Origin of the sequence: Janthinobacterium lyxosi (assembly GCF_051380665.1) — a bacterium.
Taxonomy (GTDB): domain Bacteria; phylum Pseudomonadota; class Gammaproteobacteria; order Burkholderiales; family Burkholderiaceae_D; genus Janthinobacterium.
Map to the genome: position 1 here is coordinate 20522 of NZ_JBNYXM010000041.1, position 19848 is coordinate 40369.

A 19848-nucleotide genomic window follows, 5' to 3' on the forward strand; every position below is an offset into this window, starting at 1 on the left:
TCAGGCTCCGATCACTTTGTTGAAGACGGCCAGCGTTTGCTGGCCCAGGCCCGCGATTTCTGCGTCGTCGAGGATGTACGGCGGCATCAGGTAGACGGTCGAACCGATGGGGCGCATCAGCAGTTCATGTTCCAGCGCCGTGCTGAAGAAGCGGCGCGAAAAATCGGGCGCCGCATCGATGGCGTCAAAGGCCCAGATCATGCCCTGCTGGCGGAAGTGTTTTACTTTTTCATGCTGCGCCAGCGGCGCCAGGGCGTGCGTGATCTTGGCGGCGCGCTCCCGGTTGGCCACCAGCACATCGTCTTCCTCGAAAATCGACAGGGTCGCCAGTGCCGCGCGGCAGGCCAGCGGGTTGCCCGTATACGAGTGCGAATGCAAAAAGCCGCGCCGCACGTCGGTGCTGTAGAACGCCTGGTAGATGTCTTCGCGCGTCATCACCAGCGATAAAGGCAGGTAGCCGCCGCTGATGCCTTTCGACAGGCAGACGAAGTCCGGCCAGATGCCGGCCTGTTCGCAGGCGAAGAAAGTGCCCGTGCGGCCGCAACCGACGGCGATTTCATCAAGGATCAGGTGGACTTGATAGCGGTCGCACAGGGCGCGCACCAGCGACAGGTACAAGGGGTCGTGCATGGCCATGCCGCTGGCGCACTGCACCAGCGGCTCGATGATGATGGCGGCGATTTTGTCCGATTTTTCCTGGAACAGGCGTTCCACGTCGGCGGCGGCGCGGCGCGCCACGTCTTGCGCCGATTCGCCTTCGACTGCCTGGCGGAAGTCGGGCGACATCACCGTCGTTGACGCACGCAGCAAGGGGCCGTAGGCATCCTTGAACAGGGCGACATCGGTGACGGCCAGCGCGCCGATGGTTTCGCCGTGGTAGCTGCCTTTTAAACAGACGAATTCCTGTTTCTCGCTCTTGCCGCTGTTGCGCCACGCGTGAAAGCTCATTTTCAGGGCGATTTCCACGGCCGAGGCGCCGTCGGAGGCGTAAAAGCTGTGACCGAGCACGCCGCCCGTCAAGGCGGAGAGTTTTTCCGACAGTTCGATCACCGGTTCATGCGTGAAACCGGCCAGCATGGCATGTTCCAGCCGGTCCAGTTGATCCTTCAGTTCCGCATTGATGCGCGGATTGGCATGGCCGAACAGGTTCACCCACCAGGAGCTGATGGCGTCCAGGTAGCGTCGGCCTTCGTGGTCATACAGCCAGGCGCCGCGGCCGTGGCTGACGGGGATGAGCGGAACCGCGTCGTTAGCCGATGCGTGATGCTGCATTTGCGTGCAAGGGTGCCACACGCTGCGCAGACTGCGTTCGACCCAGCCCGATTGTTTTTCTGCTTTCAAAACTGCTCCAATGATTTTCTTAGTCCATGCGCTAGCCCATGAGCCAACTCGGCTTGCGCTTGTCGAGGAACGATTGCACGCCTTCGCGTCCCTGCTCCGAGGCGCGGATCTGCGCGATGCGCTCGGCCGTGTCCGCCAGCAGCGCGTCGTCGACCGGCTGGCCGGCGATCTCGCGCACCAGCGTTTTCGCTTGCGCCACGGCGTGCGGGCTGTTGCCCGTCAACGCTTTCAGCACCTCGGCGGTTTTCGCGTCCAGTGCGCTTGCTGCGACTACCTCGTGGGCAAAGCCGATGCGTAGCGCTTCCTGGGCGGAGAATCGCTCGGCGGTCAGGAAATAGCGGCGTGCCGCGTTTTCGCCCATGGCCTTGATGACATACGGTGAAATAGTGGCCGGGATCAGTCCCAGCCGCACTTCGCTCAGGCAGAAATGCACGTCTTCCGCAACCAGAATGATATCGCATGCGGCGACCAGACCCATGCCGCCCGCATAGCAGTCGCCCTGGATCTTTGCCACCACGGGCTTGGGACACAGGTAAATCGTGCGCAGCATCTGCGCCAGCTGCAGCGCGTCGGCCTGGTTTTCGGCATGCGTGTAGCCTGCCATCTTCTTCATCCAGTTCAAGTCCGCGCCGGCGCAAAAGGCGGCGCCATTCGCCGCCAGCACGATGGCGCGCACCATCTCGCTGCGCCCCAGGCCGTCGAAAGCGCGCGCCAGTTCGGCGATCGTCGTTTCGTTGAAGGCGTTGCGCACGTCGGGGCGGTTCAGGGTCACGGTGGCGACATTGCCCTCGATGACCAGCTTTAAGGTTTCAAATTCCATGGTTTCTCCCTTATTGCCGGTTACATACGAAATACGCCGAACTTCGTGTCCGGGATTTCCGCGTTCAAGGCGGCCGACAGGCCCAGGCCCAGCACCATGCGGGTGTCGGCCGGGTCGATCACGCCATCGTCCCACAGGCGCGCGGTGGCATAGTATGGGTGGCCCTGGTGTTCGTATTGATCCTTGATCGGCTGCTTGAAGGCGGCTTCTTCTTCCGCGCTCCATGCGCCGCCCTTGCCTTCGATGCCGTCGCGCTTGACGGTGGCCAGCACGGAGGCCGCCTGGTCGCCGCCCATGACGGAAATGCGCGCATTGGGCCACATCCACATGAAGCGGGGAGAAAACGCGCGGCCGCACATGCCGTAATTGCCGGCGCCGAAGCTGCCGCCGATGATCACCGTGAACTTCGGCACGGCGGCCGTGGCGACGGCCGTGACCATCTTGGCGCCATTGCGGGCGATGCCCTCGTTTTCGTATTTGCGCCCCACCATGAAGCCCGTGATGTTTTGCAGGAAGACGAGCGGGATCTTGCGCTGGCAGCACAATTCGATGAAATGCGTGCCTTTCAGGGCCGATTCGGAGAACAGAATGCCGTTGTTGGCGATGATGCCCACCTTGACGCCATAGATGTGCGCAAAACCGCAGATCAGGGTGGTGCCGTAGCGGGCCTTGAATTCGTCGAAATCGCTGCCGTCGACGATGCGCGCGATCACCTCCCTCACGTCGAAGGGCTTGCGCGTGTCGACGGGGATCACGCCATACAGTTCCTGCGTCGGGTATTTCGGCTCGACGGATTCACGCAAGGCCATCTGCTGCGGCTTCGTGCGGTTCAGGTTCGAGACGATGGTGCGCGCCAGCGACAGCGCGTGCAAGTCGTTCTGCGCCAGATGGTCGACCACGCCGGACAAACGCGTATGCACGTCGCCGCCGCCCAGGTCTTCGGCCGTTACCACTTCACCCGTCGCCGCTTTCACCAGTGGCGGGCCGCCGAGGAAAATCGTGCCCTGCTCCTTGACGATGATCGATTCATCGCTCATGGCTGGCACGTAGGCGCCGCCCGCCGTGCAAGAACCCATCACCACGGCGATTTGCGGGATGCCCTTGGCTGACAGGTTCGCCTGGTTATAGAAGATGCGGCCGAAATGGTCGCGGTCGGGGAAGACGTCGTCCTGGTTCGGCAGGTTGGCGCCGCCCGAGTCGACCAGGTAGATGCAGGGCAGATTGTTCTGGTCGGCGATTTCCTGGGCGCGCAAGTGCTTTTTGACCGTCATCGGGTAATACGTGCCGCCCTTGACGGTGGCGTCGTTGCAGACGATGACGCATTCCTGGCCCGAGACGCGGCCGATGCCGGTGATGATGCCGGCGCTAGGCGCCGCATCGACGCCCTTGGCGTCCTGGTACATGGCGTAGGCCGCCATCTGGGAAAACTCGAGGAAGGGCGTGCCGGGATCGAGCAGCATCTGCACGCGGTCGCGCGGCAGCAGTTTTCCGCGCGCCAGATGCTTGGCGGCCGCCGCTTCGCCGCCGCCGGCCGCGATTTTCTCGACCTTGTCGCGCAAATCGTCGACGATGGCTTGCATGGCCGCGGCATTGGCCTTGAAATCTTCACTGCGCGGATTGAGTTTGCTTTCGATGTGCGGCATTGCGGTTCCTTTTTATGATCGCCCGGTATCTCGGGTCGCGCTATTCGGGAAAACTGCCGTCGAGATAAAACCAGCGCAGGGCACCACCGCCCTCTTGCGCCTCGCGCACGAAGCGGCTCACTTCATGCAGGCGGTGCGCGCGGCCGTTGACCTTGTAGCGGGCCACGAATTCCACGCTGTCGCGGTGTATCTCTTCAGCTTGATCTGCTGATTCTGCTTTACGTTGACGTAAACGTAAAGCAGATTTTACCTCAAGTCCCAGCCAGTGGACTTTTTCTTCTTCCGCGAATAAAGCGTCGCCGGGGCGGGTGCTGGCGTGCCAGGTAGTGCGCAGATAGGGCTCATCGCGCAAGGTAAATGCCGTATAGCGCGAGCGCATCAGCGCTTCGGCCGTGGGCGGCAAGGCAGTGCCCGCGATATACGGGCCGCAGCAGCTGGCGTAGGAGGCGCCGCCACAGGGGCAGGCGGCAGATGTCGAAGGTGTGGGCATGCGCTGGCAATAAGGAACGGAAAAGAGGGAACAGGAAAGTTCCGCAATTATCCGCCATAACGGCGGCATCGGTCGCCGCCGCTGGTCTGCTTATTTTCGAGGACTGAGGAAGTCCAGCGCAAACGGCGGCGCCTTGCCGGCCATGAGATCGGCCAGAATGCGCGCCGTGCCGGCGGCGAAGGTAAAACCCAGCGGGCCATGGCCCACGTTGAGCCACAGATTGCCAACTTTGCTGGTGCCCACCAGCGGCGCGCTGTTCGGCGTGGCGGGGCGCAGGCCGGCCCAGGCCGTGGCCTGGTCGTAATCGGCGCCGTGCGGCATGGCTTCGCGCGCCAGGCGCGTCAGGCCGGCGATGCGGTTCCAGTCGATGCTGTTGTCGGCGCCCACCATGTCGACCATGGCCGCCACGCGCAAGTCGCCACCGATGCGCGCATACAGCACCTTGCGTTCGAAATCCGTGATGCTGATCTCGGGCGCACGGTCTTGCGCGCGGATGGGCGCCGTCAGGCTGTAGCCTTTCAAGGGGTACAGGGGCAGGTAGATGCCCGCCGTGGCGGCCAGGTCGCGGCTCTGGATGCCGGCTGCCAGCACGTAGTGATCCGCTTCCAGCAAGCCCAGGCTGGTGTCGACGCCCGCGATCTTGCCATTGCGCATGACCAGGCGGCGCGCCTCGCCTTTTAATATCAGCGAACAATTCGGGTGCTGCAGCAAGCGCGCTTCCAGCGCCAGGCAAAAGGCGTGGCAATCGGCCACCGCTTCGCCTTGCGTGAAGATGCCGCCCGCCAGTGAACCCTGCAGGGCGGCCAGCGCCGGTTCGCGCCGCACCGCTTCTGCGGGGGACAGGACAATGCGCGCCTCTTCCGACTCGGGCCGGGCCACGGCCCGCTGAAAGATGGCCGGCGAACGGTAGACGATGAGCTTGCCCGCATCGCGCCAGGCATACGCTTCGGGCGGCACGCTCAGTTCCAGCTGCGCCATGCCGGCGCGGCTCCATTCTCCCAATTGCAGCAGCTTGGCTGTCGTGCGGGCATTGCTGGCGCTGTTGCAATTGCGCAAGAAACTGGCCATCCAGCGCCATTGGCGCCAGTCCGCTTCGGGACGGAAGCGCAACGGGCCATCTTTCTGCAGCAGCCATTGCAGGGCTTTGAAGGGGACGCCCGCGTCCGCCAGGGGCGCTACATAGCGATAGCTGAGCTGGCCGCCATTGCGGTAACTGGCGGCGATCGCCACCTGTTCATTGCGTTCGAGTAAAGTGACCTTGTAGCCGGCCTCGGCCAGCCACCAGGCCGATGTCAGGCCGACGACGCCGCCGCCGATGATGATGACTTGTTGCTGCATGTTGCCTCGCTGCGTTGCGCTCCCATGGTGCGGGAGCATTCGGGAAGAGCTTAGAGGCTGGCCGTTCAGGGAGCCAATGAAACATCATGGTGCAGCCATAACTTTCAGGAATGCACTATTTTTGTGCGAATTATTCATTATTGCCAATCGCACCACGGTATAAGGTGGTGAGTATCAATTCCTCGCTGCGCCCCATGGCGGAATAGGTGCCAGGATAGCGCTCGGGATCGCTGCCCGTGCCGCCCACCAGCACCACCATGCCATTCTTGTTCTTCAAATCGAGCACGAAGGCGGAGACGAGGCCATACGCGTCGCCCAGGTGGCCGACCGCATGAAAACTGGCGCCCTCGACCAGGCCGTTGCCCTGCCCCGCCAGCGCATCGAATTGCTGGTTGCCCAGGCCCCAGGCGCGGTACAGGCCCCGTTCGCTGTCGCCATTGCCGCCAATGTCGCCATCGGGCGCCAGCTGCCATTGGCGGCCAAACATCAGCGCGAGGCTGGCCGGCTGCAATAGTTGTTTGCCCTGGTGGCGGCCACCGTCGAGCAGCATCTGCATGACCGTGCAGAGGCCTGCGGCGGAAATGCGCAAGCCGCCCGTGGGACTGAAGACGGTGGCGTTGCTGCCGATCACATAGTTGGCCAGGCCAGCGGGCACGGCGGGTGGATGCTTGTAAAAATCGTCGGCCTGGGCGATCCAGGGGCCGGCTGGTCGCCACTGTTCCGTGTCGAGCGTGCGCTTGCGGTACAAGGTGGCCGTGTTCACCACCTCGTCCGTGGAAAATGCCGCCGGATTGTAGCCGCCGCGCACATCGAGGGGGTCGAGCAGCAAACGCCGCATCAGCAGATCGAAGCGCTCGCCCGTGACTTTTTCCATCACGGTGCCGATCACGCCCCAGTTCAGGTTGGCATACGTAAAATAGCGGCCCGGCGCTGCGGCACGATCCCACATGCTGTCGCCCCCAGCGGTAAACACGTCGCGCAGGCTGCGTTCTGGTCCCCATGCGTAGCCGCCAGCGTCGCGCAGCGAGGACGTGTGGCTGAGCAAGCTGCGCAGGGTCACGGCTTGCTGGGGAAAGTGCGGGTTGCGCAGGGAAAAGCCCAGATAGATGCCCACGTCCTGATCCAGGCTCAGCTTGCCCTGCTCCACCAGCCGCATCAGACCCAGGGTGGTCATCATCTTCGATACGGAGGCGATGCGAAACAGGGTGGCCGGCGTCACGGGCAAGCTGTCCGCTGGCGTAACGCCGATGTGCCGGTAGCCAAATTGCTGCTGATACGACACCTTGCCCTGGCGAATGGCCAGCACGGACAGGCTCGCCAGCGGATGGAGCGGATCATCGACGATGGCCGACAGGGCCGCATCGAGCGCGCGCTGCTGGTCGTGTTGCATGAGCTGCTCAGTACCGCTGCCGGGCGGGGCGGCCAGTGCGGTCCAGGTCGTGCCCAGCAGCAGCAAGCCCAGCAATCCAGTCATTTTGTTGATCATGCTTTTCCTGTGTCATGGTGGATGGACGCCTTGCCAGCATAGGGTGGGATGGTTTACTACGCTAATGAAAATTGCTTATTTATCTATAATGCAAAGCTATACGTACGGTAAAACATTGTTTTTTTAAGTGTATAACCGTTATTTATAGCTATTTTCCATTTATTCATGGGCGGACGGGCTACGCGCAAGCGCCATCGCTATTACACTAGGAGGACAAGGAGAACTGTATGAGCCAGACCAGCGTAGAACTCAAGGTCGATTTAAATGACAATTCGCCTTTATATATGCAGATCGCCCGCAAGCTGAGCGATGACGTACGCAACGGCCGCTACCAGGTAGACCAGGCCCTGCCATCTGAACGTACCCTGTCCGAACTGCTCGACGTATCGCGCGTGACTGCCCGCAAGGCCATCGACCAGCTCGTCGAGCAAGGCCTCGTCGTGCGCCGCCGTGGTTCGGGCAACTATATTGCGCCACGCATCGAGCAGCCGCTGTCGAACCTGTCGAGCTTTTCCGAGCAGCTGCAGCAGCGCGGCTACCGTCCCGGTTCGCGCTGGCTCAAGCGCGAAGTCGTCATCGCCAGCAGCGATGAACAACTGAGCCTGGGCCTGGCGCAGAACACAAAAGTGGCGCGTCTGGAGCGCTTGCGCCTGGCCGACGACGTGGTGATGGCGTATGAAGTGAGCGTGCTGCCCTTTAGCGTGGTGCCAGAGCCGGCTGCCATGGGCGATTCGCTGTATGAATACTTGAGCAGCATCAAGAAGGCCCCCGTGCGCGCCTTGCAACACATCCGTGCCATGAATGCGACGGACGTGCTGGCCAAGCAGCTGGGCATCCCCGATGGCCAGGCCGTGCTGTTCATCACGCGCATCGCCTATCTGGAGTCGGGCGAAGCGGTGGAACTCACGCATTCGTATTGCCGCAGCGATCATTATGATTTTGTGGCGGAAATGCGTCGCGCTCCATAAATCTACTGCTCGAACAGGCGCATCATGGATTCCGCCACGCCGACGGACGACTCCCAGCTCATGCCGGTCACTAGCCGGCCATCGACCTCGACGTGACTCTTGCCGTTGGCGCCGTGCCTGAATATGCCGCCATGGCGCTTGATGCTGGCTTCTGCCGAAAAGGGATAGGCCTTGTATATCGGCGATTCCTTGTTGAGAAACGCATCGGGGAAGGAGGTGAGCACCTTGCCCTGGATCAGGAAAGTACCGTCACTGAGCTTCAGGTTCTTGATGCCCTCGGTGCCATGGCAGATTGCCGCGATCACCCCGCCTTGTTGTTCGTAGATACGCAAGGCGATGTCCTGGAGCGGCTTGTTTTCCGGGATGCCGACGATGTGACCGCGCCGCCGCCGACAAAAGCCATGCCCGCATACTCGTCTGCCTTGACCTCGGAGACGGGCTTGGTATGGGCCAGTGCCCACATGAAATCACTGTCGTACAGATGCTTTTTGAGCAGCTCGTCCGACGTGACGATCATTTCCAAAGGAATGGCGCCACCCTCGGGACTGACGAAGTCGACCGCGTACCCTGCTTTGCGAAATGCATCATAGGTATAGGCCAGCTCGGGAAAATTATTGCCTGCGTTAATTTTTGTGCCGGGATATTGATGCACATTCGACACGACCAGCAGCACCTTGCGTGCATGGCGCGCGGCTGCTGGCTCGCGATGGGCGGATTTGCTGACGATCTTCCAGTTGCCGGCGATCTTTTTCAACAGAAATACATCCACATAGCGGACCCCTTGCTGGGGAAGGTGGATCTCGGCCTTGGCGGTGGCCACCTTGCCGCTCACATCCACCTTGATCAGTCGCCCGTGACGCCCATTGAATTGCCCTATTTTCTCTTGGGAAAAGAGTTTTGCGTATTCCGGACCGCTCAACTCCCATTCCGCATCGTTTTTGCCGTCGAGGTAAAGGCGGGCGGTGGCATGGAAGGCCTGGTTGATCTCGTCCTGTACGTTGAAGCTGGTGCCATGCAGATACAAGCGCACGGTCTCCCGGATGGCATTTTCGTCCTGGTCTGCAGTTGCGGCGGTGCCGACGGCGGCGATGCTTAGCAAGCAACAGGCGAGTACCGTTCGCAATAAAAACTGAATCATGACTTTACCCTCAATGAAGAACTGCGTTTATCGGAGCAACGACTATTTCAGATCGTTGCTGGTCGATAAGTTATCGAAATGCAGGGGAATTGATGTCGCCAAACATGATTTCAGACTCCGGAATAGCGATTCCGGAGAGGTTTTACGCGGAAATGGCCTTGGCTGCCTGGCCAGATTGGGCCCGGAAGCTGGCGGGCGTCTGCCCAGCAACTTTCTTGAAGGTCGAGTAGAAGGTGGAACTGGAATTGAATCCGCAGCGCTCGGCAACGGTATCCATGTTCAGTTGCGGCTCGTCGGTCAATACCTGTTTCGCTTCGGCGATACGGTATTCGTTGATGTAGGTATTGAAGCTTTTGCTCAGCTTGTCATTCAGCACCTGCGATACCAGCGCCTGGGTGCATCCCGCCCGCTTGGCCAGTTGGGCCAGGGTGAGGTTCGGATTCAGATAGGATTTCTGCCCGCTCATCTGTTGTTCCAGCGCAGCGAGCACGGCAAGCGCATCTTCGTGCGTCAAGCGGCTATTTTGGTACTTCTGCTTCGGATCGGCAGGCGTCGAGGTTTCCTTTCTCAGCAGAAAGACCATGACCGCGACATGCAGCGAGAAGGTGAACGACAAGGCGCCGACAATATAGGACGTGAACGGCGTGCTCGCGTACGCCGCCAGCATGACACAGCTGCCTGCAAAGACGCTCAGCAGGAGCACGCTGCTGGTGGCCATCCGCTGTCCGTCGTTCAGCCATGCATGGCGGCTTTGCCAGAGCAACTTGGCGGTCGCCAGCAGGTAGCATAGCCAGAACACATGAATGGCATGGCTCGACAGGTCCCACGCAGGACGATACGCGGAATACGGAAAGGCAACGCCAATGACTATCAGCAGGAAGGACAAGCCGAGATGCCAGCGCCATTGTTGGCCGGCCGGCAGTTGCGCGAGCCCGGCCAGGAAAGAGCGCACATAGAGATAGGTCAAGGGACCGACCAGCAGGCAGGCCGACAGGCCCAGCTGGCGGAATTCGATTGCGATGGCAGGGTTGAAGTAGAGGAAGGCGGATTTGGCGGTGCGCACCCCAACGGCAAGCAGCAATGCACCGAGCATACAGTCGGCGAGGCAGCGAGGCCGACGGCTGAAAAAATAGACGGCCAGGAAAATGCCGTTGATGGCGCCAAGGGCGCTAAACAGGAACAGCAATTGGCGAGCGATCATGGGGCGTGTCGTTGATGTTGGCGTCGAGCTAAAGTATAGACACAAACGGGAACGTATCGAAGTACAAGTAGCACACCACCTTCCTGCACTAGCCATAAGCTGCCGTTATGCCTGCACGCCAAGCTTTCATGGCTGATCTTGCACATCGGTATTAAACTGGTTTCACCTTCAACCATGTTCTGAAATCATGTTGAAAACTGAAACCCCGAGCCGGCGGCATCCGGATCTGGATCTGTATCCGGTGGAGCAACTGGTGGCGGCACTGGTCGATGACCAGTTCTGGGCTGTCGAAGCCGTGCGGCTGGCGTCGCCGCAGATCGCGGCCGCCATCACGGCTGCCCTGCCCCGTATCGCCGCTGGAGGACGCCTGCTGTATGTGGGCGCCGGCACCTCGGGCCGCCTTGGCGTGCTCGACAGCGTTGAACTCAATCCCACGTTTTCCTGGCCGCCCGAGCGGGCAGTCGCTATCCTGGCCGGCGGCGCGGGCGCCATGTTTGCGGCCGTCGAAGGGGCGGAAGATGATTTATCGCAAGGCGAGAAGGATTTGCTGGCCCTGCAGCCGCAAGTAAATGATGTGGTGATCCTGCTGGCCGCGTCTGGCGCCACGCCCTACGTGCTGGGCGCCTTGCTGGCCGCGCGCAAGGCGGGCGCCTTGACGATAGGCATCGCCAACAATGTCGATGCCCCCGTAGCGCACGAGGCGCAATGCGGCATCGTGCTCGATACGGGCACGGAAGTCATTTCCGGCAGCACGCGCCTGAAAGCGGGCACGGCGCAAAAAATCACCCTGAACACGATTTCCAGCGCCCTGATGGTGGGTTTGCATAAAACTTACGGAAACTTGATGGTAGACTTGAAGCCGACCAACGCCAAGCTGATCTGGCGGGCGGTGCGTCTGACCATGCATGCCACCGGCGCCAGCGAGGCGCAGGCCAGGACCGTGCTCGAGCAATGCCAATTTCACGTCAAGGTGGCGATAGTTGCCTTGATCAAAAAAATCAACACAAACCAGGCACAGGCATTGTTGGCCGGCGCGGACGGCAGTGTGCGGGCGGCACTGGCGGCTTGATCCGATGGCGCGGCATTCTTCTGTCTGGGAGACAAAGAAGGATGTATGGAGCTAGTGAAACAAACCGGCCCGGCGCGCGCAGATAAGCCGTGGCTGTGGATCCCTTCCCTGTATTTCGGCCAGGGCATCCCCTATGTAGTGGTCATGACCTTGTCCGTGATCATGTACAAGAACTATGGTTTCAGCAATACGGATATCGCGCTGTATACCAGCTGGCTGTACTTGCCTTGGGTCATCAAGCCCCTGTGGTCGCCCTTCATCGACATGTACCGCACCAAGCGCTTCTGGATCGTCGGCTTGCAGCTGGTGATCGGCGCCGCGCTGGCGCTGGTGGCCCTGACGACATCGCTGCCGCACTTTTTTCAGATCAGTCTGGCCATCTTCTGGTTGATGGCCTTCAGTTCCGCCACGCATGACATTGCCGCCGACGGCTTTTATATGCTGGGGCTGGAAGAGCACCAGCAAGCGGCCTTCGTCGGCGTGCGCAGCACGTTTTACCGCCTGGCGATGATCGCCGGCCAGGGCGGCCTGGTGTTTCTTGCCGGCTATTTGACGCATGCGACGGGCAATGTGCAACTGGCCTGGTCCGTCGTGTTTGCGATTTTGGCGGGTCTGTTCATCGCCCTCTTCCTGTATCATTACTTCGTTTTACCGACACCCAAGGATGACCGCCCCAGCATCCAGGGCGCCGGTGTTTCTCCGTTGCAGGAATTCATCGCCACCTTTGCGGCCTTCTTCAAGAAGAAGGATATTTTCGTCATCCTCGGGTTTTTGCTGCTGTTCCGCCTCGGCGAAGCGCAACTGTTGAAGTTGGCCGCACCCTTCCTGCTCGATCCGGTCGCCAAGGGTGGCCTGGGCCTCAGCACGGAACAGGTGGGCCTCGTCTACGGCACCATCGGCGTGATCGCCCTGACCCTGGGCGGCTTGCTGGGAGGCTTCATCATTTCCCGCTTCGGCTTGAAACGCTGTTTGTGGATCATGGTACTGTCCGTCCACTTGCCCGACCTGGTCTTTGTTTATCTGGCCAGCGCCTTGCCCAGCAGCATCTATGTGATCGCCGGTGGCATCGCCCTGGAGCAATTTGGCTATGGCTTCGGTTTCGCTTCCTACATGTTGTACATGATCCTGGTCTCCGATGGCGCGCATAAAACGGCCCATTACGCCATTTGCACGGGTTTCATGGCCCTGGGCATGATGTTGCCGGGCATGGCCAGCGGCTGGATACAGCAAATGCTCGGCTACCAGCATTTCTTCATCTGGGTCTGCATCGCCACGATTCCCGCCTTCATCATGGCCGCGCTGGTCAAGATCGATCCCGAATTCGGCAAGAAGGCCGAGGCCTGATTCTTTTGAACCGTGCGCCCGCAAGGATGGCGGGCGCACAGTAAAATGCCCGCACCGATAGACCTGCGCTCCACCACTGCAAGGAATTGTTTTGTTGTCTACTTTCAAAAAACGCCTGGGCGCCACGGCTGGCGTGCTGGCCGCACTGGCTACAGCCACATTGCTCAGCAGCTGTACCAGCACCAAACTGCCCTCCGCAGTGATGCCGGGCGAAGCGGGTTTGCCGGCCGTGCCGCCCGTGCAGCACATCACGGGCGAAGTGCCGCCGCCGGCGCCGCGCGAGTTCCGCGCCGCCTGGGTCTCGACGGTCGCCAATATCGACTGGCCCAGCCGCAGCAACTTGCCTGTCGCCAAGCAGCAAGCCGAGGCCATCGCCATCCTCGACCGCGCCAAGTCCTTGAATTTGAACGCGATTGTGTTGCAGGTGCGGCCCAGCGCCGATACGATTTACCCATCGCAGCTGGAGCCATGGTCGGAGTACCTGACCGGCAAGCAAGGCCAGCCGCCATTGCCGATGTATGACCCGCTGGCCTTCTGGGTGGCGCAGGCGCATGCACGGGGCCTGGAATTGCACGCCTGGTTCAACCCTTACAGGGCCCGTCACGCGACGGCCAAGTCGCCGCTGGCGCGCGACAGTTTCGCTTCCACCAACCCGGCGTCCGTCAAGCAATACGGGCGCTACCTGTGGATGGATCCGGGCGACGCCGCCGCTTCCAAGCACACGACGGACGTGGTGCTCGACGTGGTGCGCCGTTACGATATCGATGGCGTGCACATCGACGATTACTTTTATCCGTATCCGATCGACGCGCCTGGCGCCGGCGCCGGTGCCGAAACAGCCGCGCTGGACGCGGGCAATGGCGGTGCCAAGCGCGAACTGCCGTTCCCCGATGAACCTTCCTGGCAGCAATATCTGCTGGCCGGTGGCCAGCTGGATCGCCCTTCCTGGCGCCGCCAGAACGTCAACCAGCTGATCGAAGCCTTGTATACAGGCATACACCGCGAAAAGAGCTGGGTGCGCTTCGGCATCAGCCCGTTCGGTATCGGCCGTCCCGACCGCCGCCCTGCCGGCATCGTCGGCTTCAGCCAGTACGATAAATTGTATGCGGATGCGGAACTGTGGCTGGCCAAGGGCTGGCTCGACTACCTGTCGCCGCAGCTGTACTGGCCCGTGGCGCAGGCGCCGCAAGCGTTTGGCGTGCTGCTCGACTACTGGCTGGCGCAAAATCCGTATGGCCGCCATGTGTGGCCGGGTTTATATACGAGCCGGATCGACAATTCCGCCAAGTCCTTCACGCCGCAAGAGATCATCAAGCAGATCGAAGTGACGCGCACGCGCCCCGGCGCGAATGGACAAGTGCATTTCAGCATGGTGCCCCTGATGCAGAACCGCAAGGGTGTCAGCGAGCAACTCAAGGCGACCGTGTATCAAAGCCCTGCCCTGATTCCTGCCACGCCGTGGCTGGGCAAGGAAGCGCCCGGTACGCCGGTACTGGCCATGCGCCGCGACTCCAGCAGCCTGAATGTGAAACTGACGGCGGGCGGCGGCAAACCCGTGGCCCAGTACGCCGTCTGGGCCCGCTATGGGGAAGACTGGCGCTTTACCGTGGTTACAGGCGTGCAGGGCGAGCTGACCCTGGTCGATGATGCCACCGGTAAAGTCAATGCGGTGGTGGTCAGCGCCGTGGACCGCCTCGGCAATGAAAGCCCCCGCGTCACCGTGCGTGCACCGTTTACGGCCGCTGCCAAGTAATTGTTGCCGGATCTCCAGTAGTCCATAACCTGCAGGCATGAAACATGCGCAAGCTTTCATGCCTGCAAGCCCAGCTTGGCTTTACACTCATGCCATGATTTCCTTCCCTACGCTCAATACTGCGGTGCCCGTGCTGGGCCTGGGCATCGACGCGGGCGGCACGCAGACGCGCTGGGCATTGGCCACCGTTGACGGCGTCATCGTGGCCGACGGTGCGGTGGAAGGCTTGTCTGCCTTGCAAATGAGCAGCGATGCGGGCCGCACGGCTGTGCACGCCACGTTTGCCCGGCTGTGCCAGGCCGTGCTGGCTGTCGGTCAGCCGCGTGCCGTGGTGGCGGGCTTGACGGGCTTTGGCGGCGACGATGTTGTGCTGGCGCAAACGCTGGCCACCCTGCTGGCGCTGGACGTCGCTGACGTTAGCGTGGGCAACGATATCGACATTGCTTATCGCGACAGTTTTGAACCGGGCGAAGGTTATCTGGTCTACGCTGGCACGGGCTCGATTGCCGCCTGGATCGATGCGGATGGCGGCTTTCACCGCGCAGGCGGGCGCGGCGTGCTGCTTGACGATGGCGGCGGCGGCTACTGGATCGCGCGCGAAGCCTTGCGCCACATCTGGCGCCGCGAAGACGAAGCACCCGGCAGCTGGCAAAGTTCGCCCATGGCCGAAGCCGTGTTTGCACAACTGGGCGGCAGCGACTGGTCGCTGTCGCGCACCTTCATGTATGGCCAGGACCGGGGCGCCATCGGCCGGCTGGCGCTGGCCGTGGCCGCCAGTGCGAACGCCGACCCGCTGGCGCTGGACATCTTGCAGCGCGCGGGGCAGGAACTGGCGCGCCTGGCGCTGGCACTGACGGCGCGCTACGGCCCTCGTCCCGTGGTGCTGGCGGGCCGTGCTGCGCAATTGCACCCGGCTATCGCGGCAGCCATGCGCGCCGCTTTGCCTGTATCGTTGATGATGGAGCAAAAAGTTGCCCGTTCACATGAGGCAGCGGCCAAGGTGGCGGCCAGGGCAGCTAGCAAGAACTGAACAATTTATTAACCCGAACACGGATCTTTCATGAAAAAAATCGCCCTCGCCCTGCTGGTGGCCCTGCTCTCCGCCTGTACCACGCCCGCGCCGCACCTCGACCATAGCTTGACGGCGCGCAGCCAGAGCCCGCGCGTGAAATTCATCGTCATCCATTACACGGTCAGCGACCTGCCCCGTTCGATCAAGATCTTGACGGAACAAGTGGTCAGTAGCCATTATTTGCTGACCGACACGGACAAGCCGAAGTTTTACGTGCTGGTCGACGAATCGCGCCAGGCCAATCACGCGGGTGTGAGTAACTGGAAGACTTATACACAGTTGAATGTCAGCTCGATCGGTATCGAGATCGTCAACCCTGGCTACAAGGACACGCCGGAAGGCCGCCTGTGGTATCCCTTCCCGCAGGCGCAGATCGATGAGCTGATTCCGCTGTTGAAAGATATCCAGGCACGTTACAACATCGCGCCGGAAAATATCCTGGGCCACAACGAGATCGCGCCGCAACGCAAGCAGGACCCGGGTCCCCTGTTTCCATGGCGCCAGTTGGCCGCTGCGGGCCTGATCGTCTGGCCGGACGCGAACCGCGTGGCCACGCAGCGAATCATTTTTGACCAGCAAGTGCCGGACGCCGTCTGGTTCCAGAAAAAACTGGCCCAGCACGGCTATGCCACGCCGAATACGGGCATCTTCGATGAAGCGACGCGCAATGTGCTGATCGCCTTCCAGATGAAATACCGCAACACATTGTTTGACGGCACGCCCGATGGTGAAACGGCGGCCCTGCTGGAAGTGCTGACGACGCCGGCCCCAGCGGTTGCAACACCTGCTGTTGTAGCAAAGTAGCATGGCCGTTCCAGCCCATGACTTTTTCTTATATGCTGAACGTTGACGGCCCAGGTGGCCAAAGCAAGGTAAAGGAATAGCTCATGCGGCTGCGTCATATCGAAGTGTTTCACGCCATCATGCAAGTTGGCACCATCAGCGGCGCTGCCCAGGTGCTGCATATCTCACAGCCGGCCGTGACCAAGGTCTTGCAGCATTGCGAATTGCAACTGGGCATGCCGCTGTTCGAGCGTGTACGAGGCAAGCTGTACCCGAAGCCCGAGGCGCACCGTTTGTTTGTCGAGACGGAAAAGCTCAACCGCGACTTGCTGGGTATCCGCCGCCTGGCGGCCAGCCTGAAGGGCCATGCGGTGGAAACCATCCGCCTGGTCTCCACGCCGACGATAGCCATCAGCGTCTTGCCGTTTGCCATGACCGAGTGGCGGCGCGACTTTCCCCACACGCGTTGCCAGCTCGCTACCCACCACACGGGCGAAATCGTCAATACCTTGCGCCTGGGCGAAGCGGACCTGGCCGTATCACTGCAAGACCCACGCCATCCGGGCATCGTGGCCGAACCGCTCGCGCACGGCGTCATGACGGTGATTGCGCCGGCTGGCGCCTGGCATGCGGCCGATTGCGGCACGCCCTTGACGGCGCATGGCCTTAGCGGCGAGCTGATCGGCCATGCGGACAACGATCCGCTGGGCGAACTGGTGGTTGCCGCCTGCGAGGCGCAGGATATCCACCCTGTCTTTTCCACCGTGGTGCAAACCTATCAAATTGCCCGTTCCCTGGTGGAAGCGGGCGCCGGCATGGCCGTGGTCGACCCGTTTACGGCCGCCTCCGGCTCGCCCGAGCGGTTGCAGCGCCGTCCCTGGGCGCCCACGATTCCGATCCAACTGTATTTATTGACGGCGAGCCACTCGCCGCTGTCGCATGGCGCGCGGCGCCTGGCCGACAGCATCGGCGTGGCGGCGCGCAACTGCCTGGAAAGAGGAGTCTGATGTCTGTTGCAAGTTTGCAATTGGAAGCGGTCGGCAGCGATCCGCAATTTCGCCACCTGAGCAGCATCGCCGGCATCGCCGTCGACTTGCGCTATGCCACGCCCGACAATTTCGTCGGACGCGACTTATACAGCCCCATCGATTGCGCCTGGCTGCACCGCGATGCGGCCGCTGCCCTGGAACAGGCCGTGGCCTGGCTGGCCGCGCATCGCCCCGATCATCATTTATTGGTGCTCGACGCCCTGCGCCCGCAGCGGGTGCAGCAGCAATTGTGGGATGCGCTGCAGGGAACGGAGTTGCTCGGCTACATCGCGGAACCGTCGCGTGGCTCCATCCACTCGTTTGGTATGGCGCTCGACATCACGATAGTCGGCCCGGACGGCCAGGAACTGGACATGGGCACGGGCTTTGATGATTTAAGTGAGCGCTCACATCCGGCACTGGAGCTGTCTTTTCTGGAAAAGGGGGAGATTACCGAGGAGCAAGTGCAACACCGCCGCTTGTTGCGCGACGCCATGTTCCAGGCGGGCTTCTTTGGCATCAACAGCGAATGGTGGCATTTCGATTGCGGCGACCGGGTGCTGGTGCGCCAGACCTACACCCGGGTGCTTTAGTTACTGAGCTAGTTAAAAGACTTTCAAACCTTTCAGCATCACGATCAGGATCAGCACGGGCGAGACAAAGCGCAGCAGGAACAGCAGCACATGCGCCAGTTCTCTGTTCTGCAACTGGCCGTGATTGCTGATCGCCTCAATAAAGTGGTTCTTGCCCCAGGCCCAGCCTGTAAACAAGGCAATCGCGATGCCGCCCACGGGCAGGAAGATATTCGACGAGACGAAGTCGAACAGATCAAACATATTCAAATTAAACAGCTTGAAGTCTGCCAAAGTGCTGTTACTCAGGGCGCACAGGGAACCGAGCACGGCCAGTAGCAGCATGGTCACGAGCGTGGCTTTGGTGCGCGTCCAGCCGAAGCGCTCATGGAAAATCACCACGGGCACTTCCATCAGCGACAGCATCGCACCCGTGGCGGCCACGGCGGCCAGGATGAAGAACACCACCATCAGAGCTTGCCCCATGGGAATTTGCGAAAACACGGCAGGGATGGTGATGAACACCAGCGACGGTCCCGCGCTGGGGGCGAAGCCAAACGTGAACACGGCGGGGAAGATGGCGATACCGGCCAGCATCGATACACCGAGGTCGGCCGCCATCACGCGCAAGGTGGTGACGGGGATATTCTGGTCGTCGCGGAAATAGCTGCCGTAGGTCATCATCGTGCCCATGCCAACAGACAATTTGAAGAAGGCCAGGCCCATGGCCGTCAACACGACAGAAGCCGTCAGCTTGGAAAAATCAGGACGAAACAAAAAGGCCAGGCCTTCGCTGGCCTTATCCAGCGACAGGCTGACCGCACATAGCAGCAGTAGTAACAGAAATAGCAGCGGCATGAGTTTCTTGGCGATCGCCTCGATACCCTTGGTCACGCCCAGCATCAATATGCCGCCGATAAACAGCAGCACGCCCCATTGCCAGAACAGCGATTGCAGGGGATTGCTGATCAGCGAAGCGAAGGCCGCTTCCGTCACCTGCCTGTCGCTGCTGAGGATGGAGCCATCGATGGCCTTGGCGATGTAGGCAAACACCCAGCCCACCACTTCCGAATAAAACGCGACGATCAGGAAAGCGGCGATCATGCCGATCACGCCAACCAGCCACCAGGGTTTGCCCTTCGGTGCCAGCTGTTCCATGGTCGAGATCGGGTTGACCTTGGCCCTGCGTCCCAGAGTGATTTCCGCGATCATCACGGGCAGGCCTACCAATAAGGTGGCGAGTAAATAGATGAGCAGGAAGCCGGCGCCGCCATTGGCGCCCGTCAGGTAGGGGAACTTCCAGATATTGCCGAGACCGACTGCGGAACCGAGGGTGGCGGCGAGCACGCCGAAGCCAGTGGTAAAGCCAGCTCGTTTCAGGGTCAGGCCTGATCCTTGAGCTTGTTGTTTCATGGTGAATCTTCTATGGTGGGACGCGAATTTGCGCTGAGGGGGCGAAATTGTAGCAGTTGGCCGCAAAAGCCCCGGAAAAGCCTTGCTTCTACAGGGGCGCTTTGCTATAGTTCGCCTCCCCAATGAGACGCAGTCAAATGCGGCAGTTGAGGCTCACCGGAAACGGCGATGAGTAGTAAAGAAGGAGTTGACGGACGTAGCAAAATGCTTCATACTCTTCCTTCTTCGCAGCTGACAAACACAACGCTTTGTCGATAGCGCGAAAGCAGTAACCGAATACAGTTCTTTAACAATTAACAGTCGATAAGTGTGGGCATTTGATGTAAGTGCAGCGTCAATCTTCGGATTGGCGTCTAACTTAAAATATCAAATGTTCACAAGAAATAATG

At 61.0% G+C, this 19848-nt stretch carries 18 protein-coding genes; 8 read left to right on the plus strand and 10 right to left on the minus strand.

The genetic code is table 11. The features are described from left to right. The 6 genes from bioA to ACQ4WP_RS26360 all read right to left on the minus strand — a co-directional run bounded on the left by bioA (position 1) and on the right by ACQ4WP_RS26360 (position 7118). Complete coding sequence (gene bioA, locus ACQ4WP_RS26335; protein ID WP_436525816.1) at positions 1–1341, minus strand: adenosylmethionine--8-amino-7-oxononanoate transaminase; 1341 nt, start codon at positions 1339–1341, stop codon at positions 1–3. A 31-nt stretch (positions 1342–1372) separates the two neighbouring features. Beyond that, on the minus strand, positions 1373–2161 hold the full coding sequence (locus tag ACQ4WP_RS26340; protein ID WP_436525818.1) for an enoyl-CoA hydratase/isomerase family protein: 789 nt from the start codon (positions 2159–2161) through the stop codon (positions 1373–1375). Positions 2162–2181: 20 nt separating this feature from the next. Then, a complete protein-coding gene (locus ACQ4WP_RS26345; RefSeq protein ID WP_436525820.1) occupies positions 2182–3804 on the minus strand; it encodes a carboxyl transferase domain-containing protein in 1623 nt (540 codons plus the stop codon). A 40-nt stretch (positions 3805–3844) separates the two neighbouring features. Beyond that, positions 3845–4294 carry a YchJ family protein gene (locus ACQ4WP_RS26350; RefSeq protein WP_436525822.1) on the minus strand — a complete coding sequence of 150 codons (450 nt, stop codon included), beginning with the start codon at positions 4292–4294 and terminating at the stop codon, positions 3845–3847. Positions 4295–4384: 90 nt separating this feature from the next. Continuing rightward, on the minus strand, positions 4385–5671 hold the full coding sequence (locus ACQ4WP_RS26355) for a D-amino acid dehydrogenase (RefSeq protein WP_436525824.1): 1287 nt from the start codon (positions 5669–5671) through the stop codon (positions 4385–4387). Between the two features lie 91 nt (positions 5672–5762). After that, positions 5763–7118: a serine hydrolase domain-containing protein gene (locus ACQ4WP_RS26360; protein ID WP_436525826.1), complete on the minus strand. Its 1356-nt coding sequence runs from the start codon at positions 7116–7118 to the stop codon at positions 5763–5765. A 227-nt stretch (positions 7119–7345) separates the two neighbouring features. On the opposite strand from ACQ4WP_RS26360, the gene ACQ4WP_RS26365 reads away from it, so the two are divergent. Beyond that, entirely contained in the window at positions 7346–8086 is a 741-nt protein-coding gene (locus ACQ4WP_RS26365) for a GntR family transcriptional regulator (protein ID WP_219117757.1), read from the plus strand. A 2-nt stretch (positions 8087–8088) separates the two neighbouring features. On the opposite strand, the gene ACQ4WP_RS26370 is transcribed toward ACQ4WP_RS26365, so the two are convergent. From ACQ4WP_RS26370 to ACQ4WP_RS26380, 3 genes are all read right to left on the minus strand, one after another. Further along, on the minus strand, positions 8089–8418 hold the full coding sequence (locus ACQ4WP_RS26370) for a type 1 glutamine amidotransferase family protein (protein ID WP_436525828.1): 330 nt from the start codon (positions 8416–8418) through the stop codon (positions 8089–8091). Beyond that, positions 8388–9224, minus strand: coding sequence for a nuclear transport factor 2 family protein (locus ACQ4WP_RS26375; RefSeq protein ID WP_436525830.1), 837 nt, complete (start codon positions 9222–9224; stop codon positions 8388–8390). Before ACQ4WP_RS26375 ends, ACQ4WP_RS26370 begins: the two co-directional genes overlap by 31 nt. A 142-nt stretch (positions 9225–9366) precedes the next feature. Continuing rightward, entirely contained in the window at positions 9367–10425 is a 1059-nt protein-coding gene (locus ACQ4WP_RS26380; RefSeq protein WP_436525832.1) for a helix-turn-helix transcriptional regulator, read from the minus strand. Positions 10426–10612: 187 nt separating this feature from the next. Between ACQ4WP_RS26380 and ACQ4WP_RS26385 the strand changes: the two genes are divergently transcribed. The 7 genes from ACQ4WP_RS26385 (at position 10613) to ACQ4WP_RS26415 (ending at position 18067) form a co-directional block, all read left to right on the plus strand. Continuing rightward, entirely contained in the window at positions 10613–11494 is an 882-nt protein-coding gene (locus tag ACQ4WP_RS26385; RefSeq protein WP_436525834.1) for an N-acetylmuramic acid 6-phosphate etherase, read from the plus strand. Positions 11495–11539: 45 nt separating this feature from the next. Next, a complete protein-coding gene (locus tag ACQ4WP_RS26390; RefSeq protein WP_436525836.1) occupies positions 11540–12838 on the plus strand; it encodes an MFS transporter in 1299 nt (432 codons plus the stop codon). A gap of 91 nt (positions 12839–12929) precedes the next feature. Continuing rightward, entirely contained in the window at positions 12930–14591 is a 1662-nt protein-coding gene (locus ACQ4WP_RS26395) for a glycoside hydrolase family 10-like protein (RefSeq protein ID WP_436525838.1), read from the plus strand. 94 nt (positions 14592–14685) lie between these two features. Then, the gene (locus ACQ4WP_RS26400; RefSeq protein WP_436525840.1) at positions 14686–15621 is read left to right on the plus strand and encodes a BadF/BadG/BcrA/BcrD ATPase family protein; all 936 of its coding nucleotides are present in this window, start codon (positions 14686–14688) and stop codon (positions 15619–15621) included. Between the two features lie 30 nt (positions 15622–15651). Next, a complete protein-coding gene (locus tag ACQ4WP_RS26405; protein ID WP_436525842.1) occupies positions 15652–16467 on the plus strand; it encodes an N-acetylmuramoyl-L-alanine amidase in 816 nt (271 codons plus the stop codon). Between the two features lie 83 nt (positions 16468–16550). Next, positions 16551–17453 (plus strand): LysR family transcriptional regulator, encoded by a 903-nt coding sequence (locus tag ACQ4WP_RS26410; RefSeq protein ID WP_436525844.1) that lies wholly within the window; start codon positions 16551–16553, stop codon positions 17451–17453. Beyond that, positions 17453–18067 (plus strand): M15 family metallopeptidase, encoded by a 615-nt coding sequence (locus ACQ4WP_RS26415; protein ID WP_436525846.1) that lies wholly within the window; start codon positions 17453–17455, stop codon positions 18065–18067. Before ACQ4WP_RS26410 ends, ACQ4WP_RS26415 begins: the two co-directional genes overlap by 1 nt. 12 nt (positions 18068–18079) lie before the next feature. On the opposite strand, the gene ACQ4WP_RS26420 is transcribed toward ACQ4WP_RS26415, so the two are convergent. Then, entirely contained in the window at positions 18080–19459 is a 1380-nt protein-coding gene (locus ACQ4WP_RS26420; protein ID WP_436525848.1) for a sodium-dependent transporter, read from the minus strand. Positions 19460–19848 lie beyond the last annotated feature (389 nt).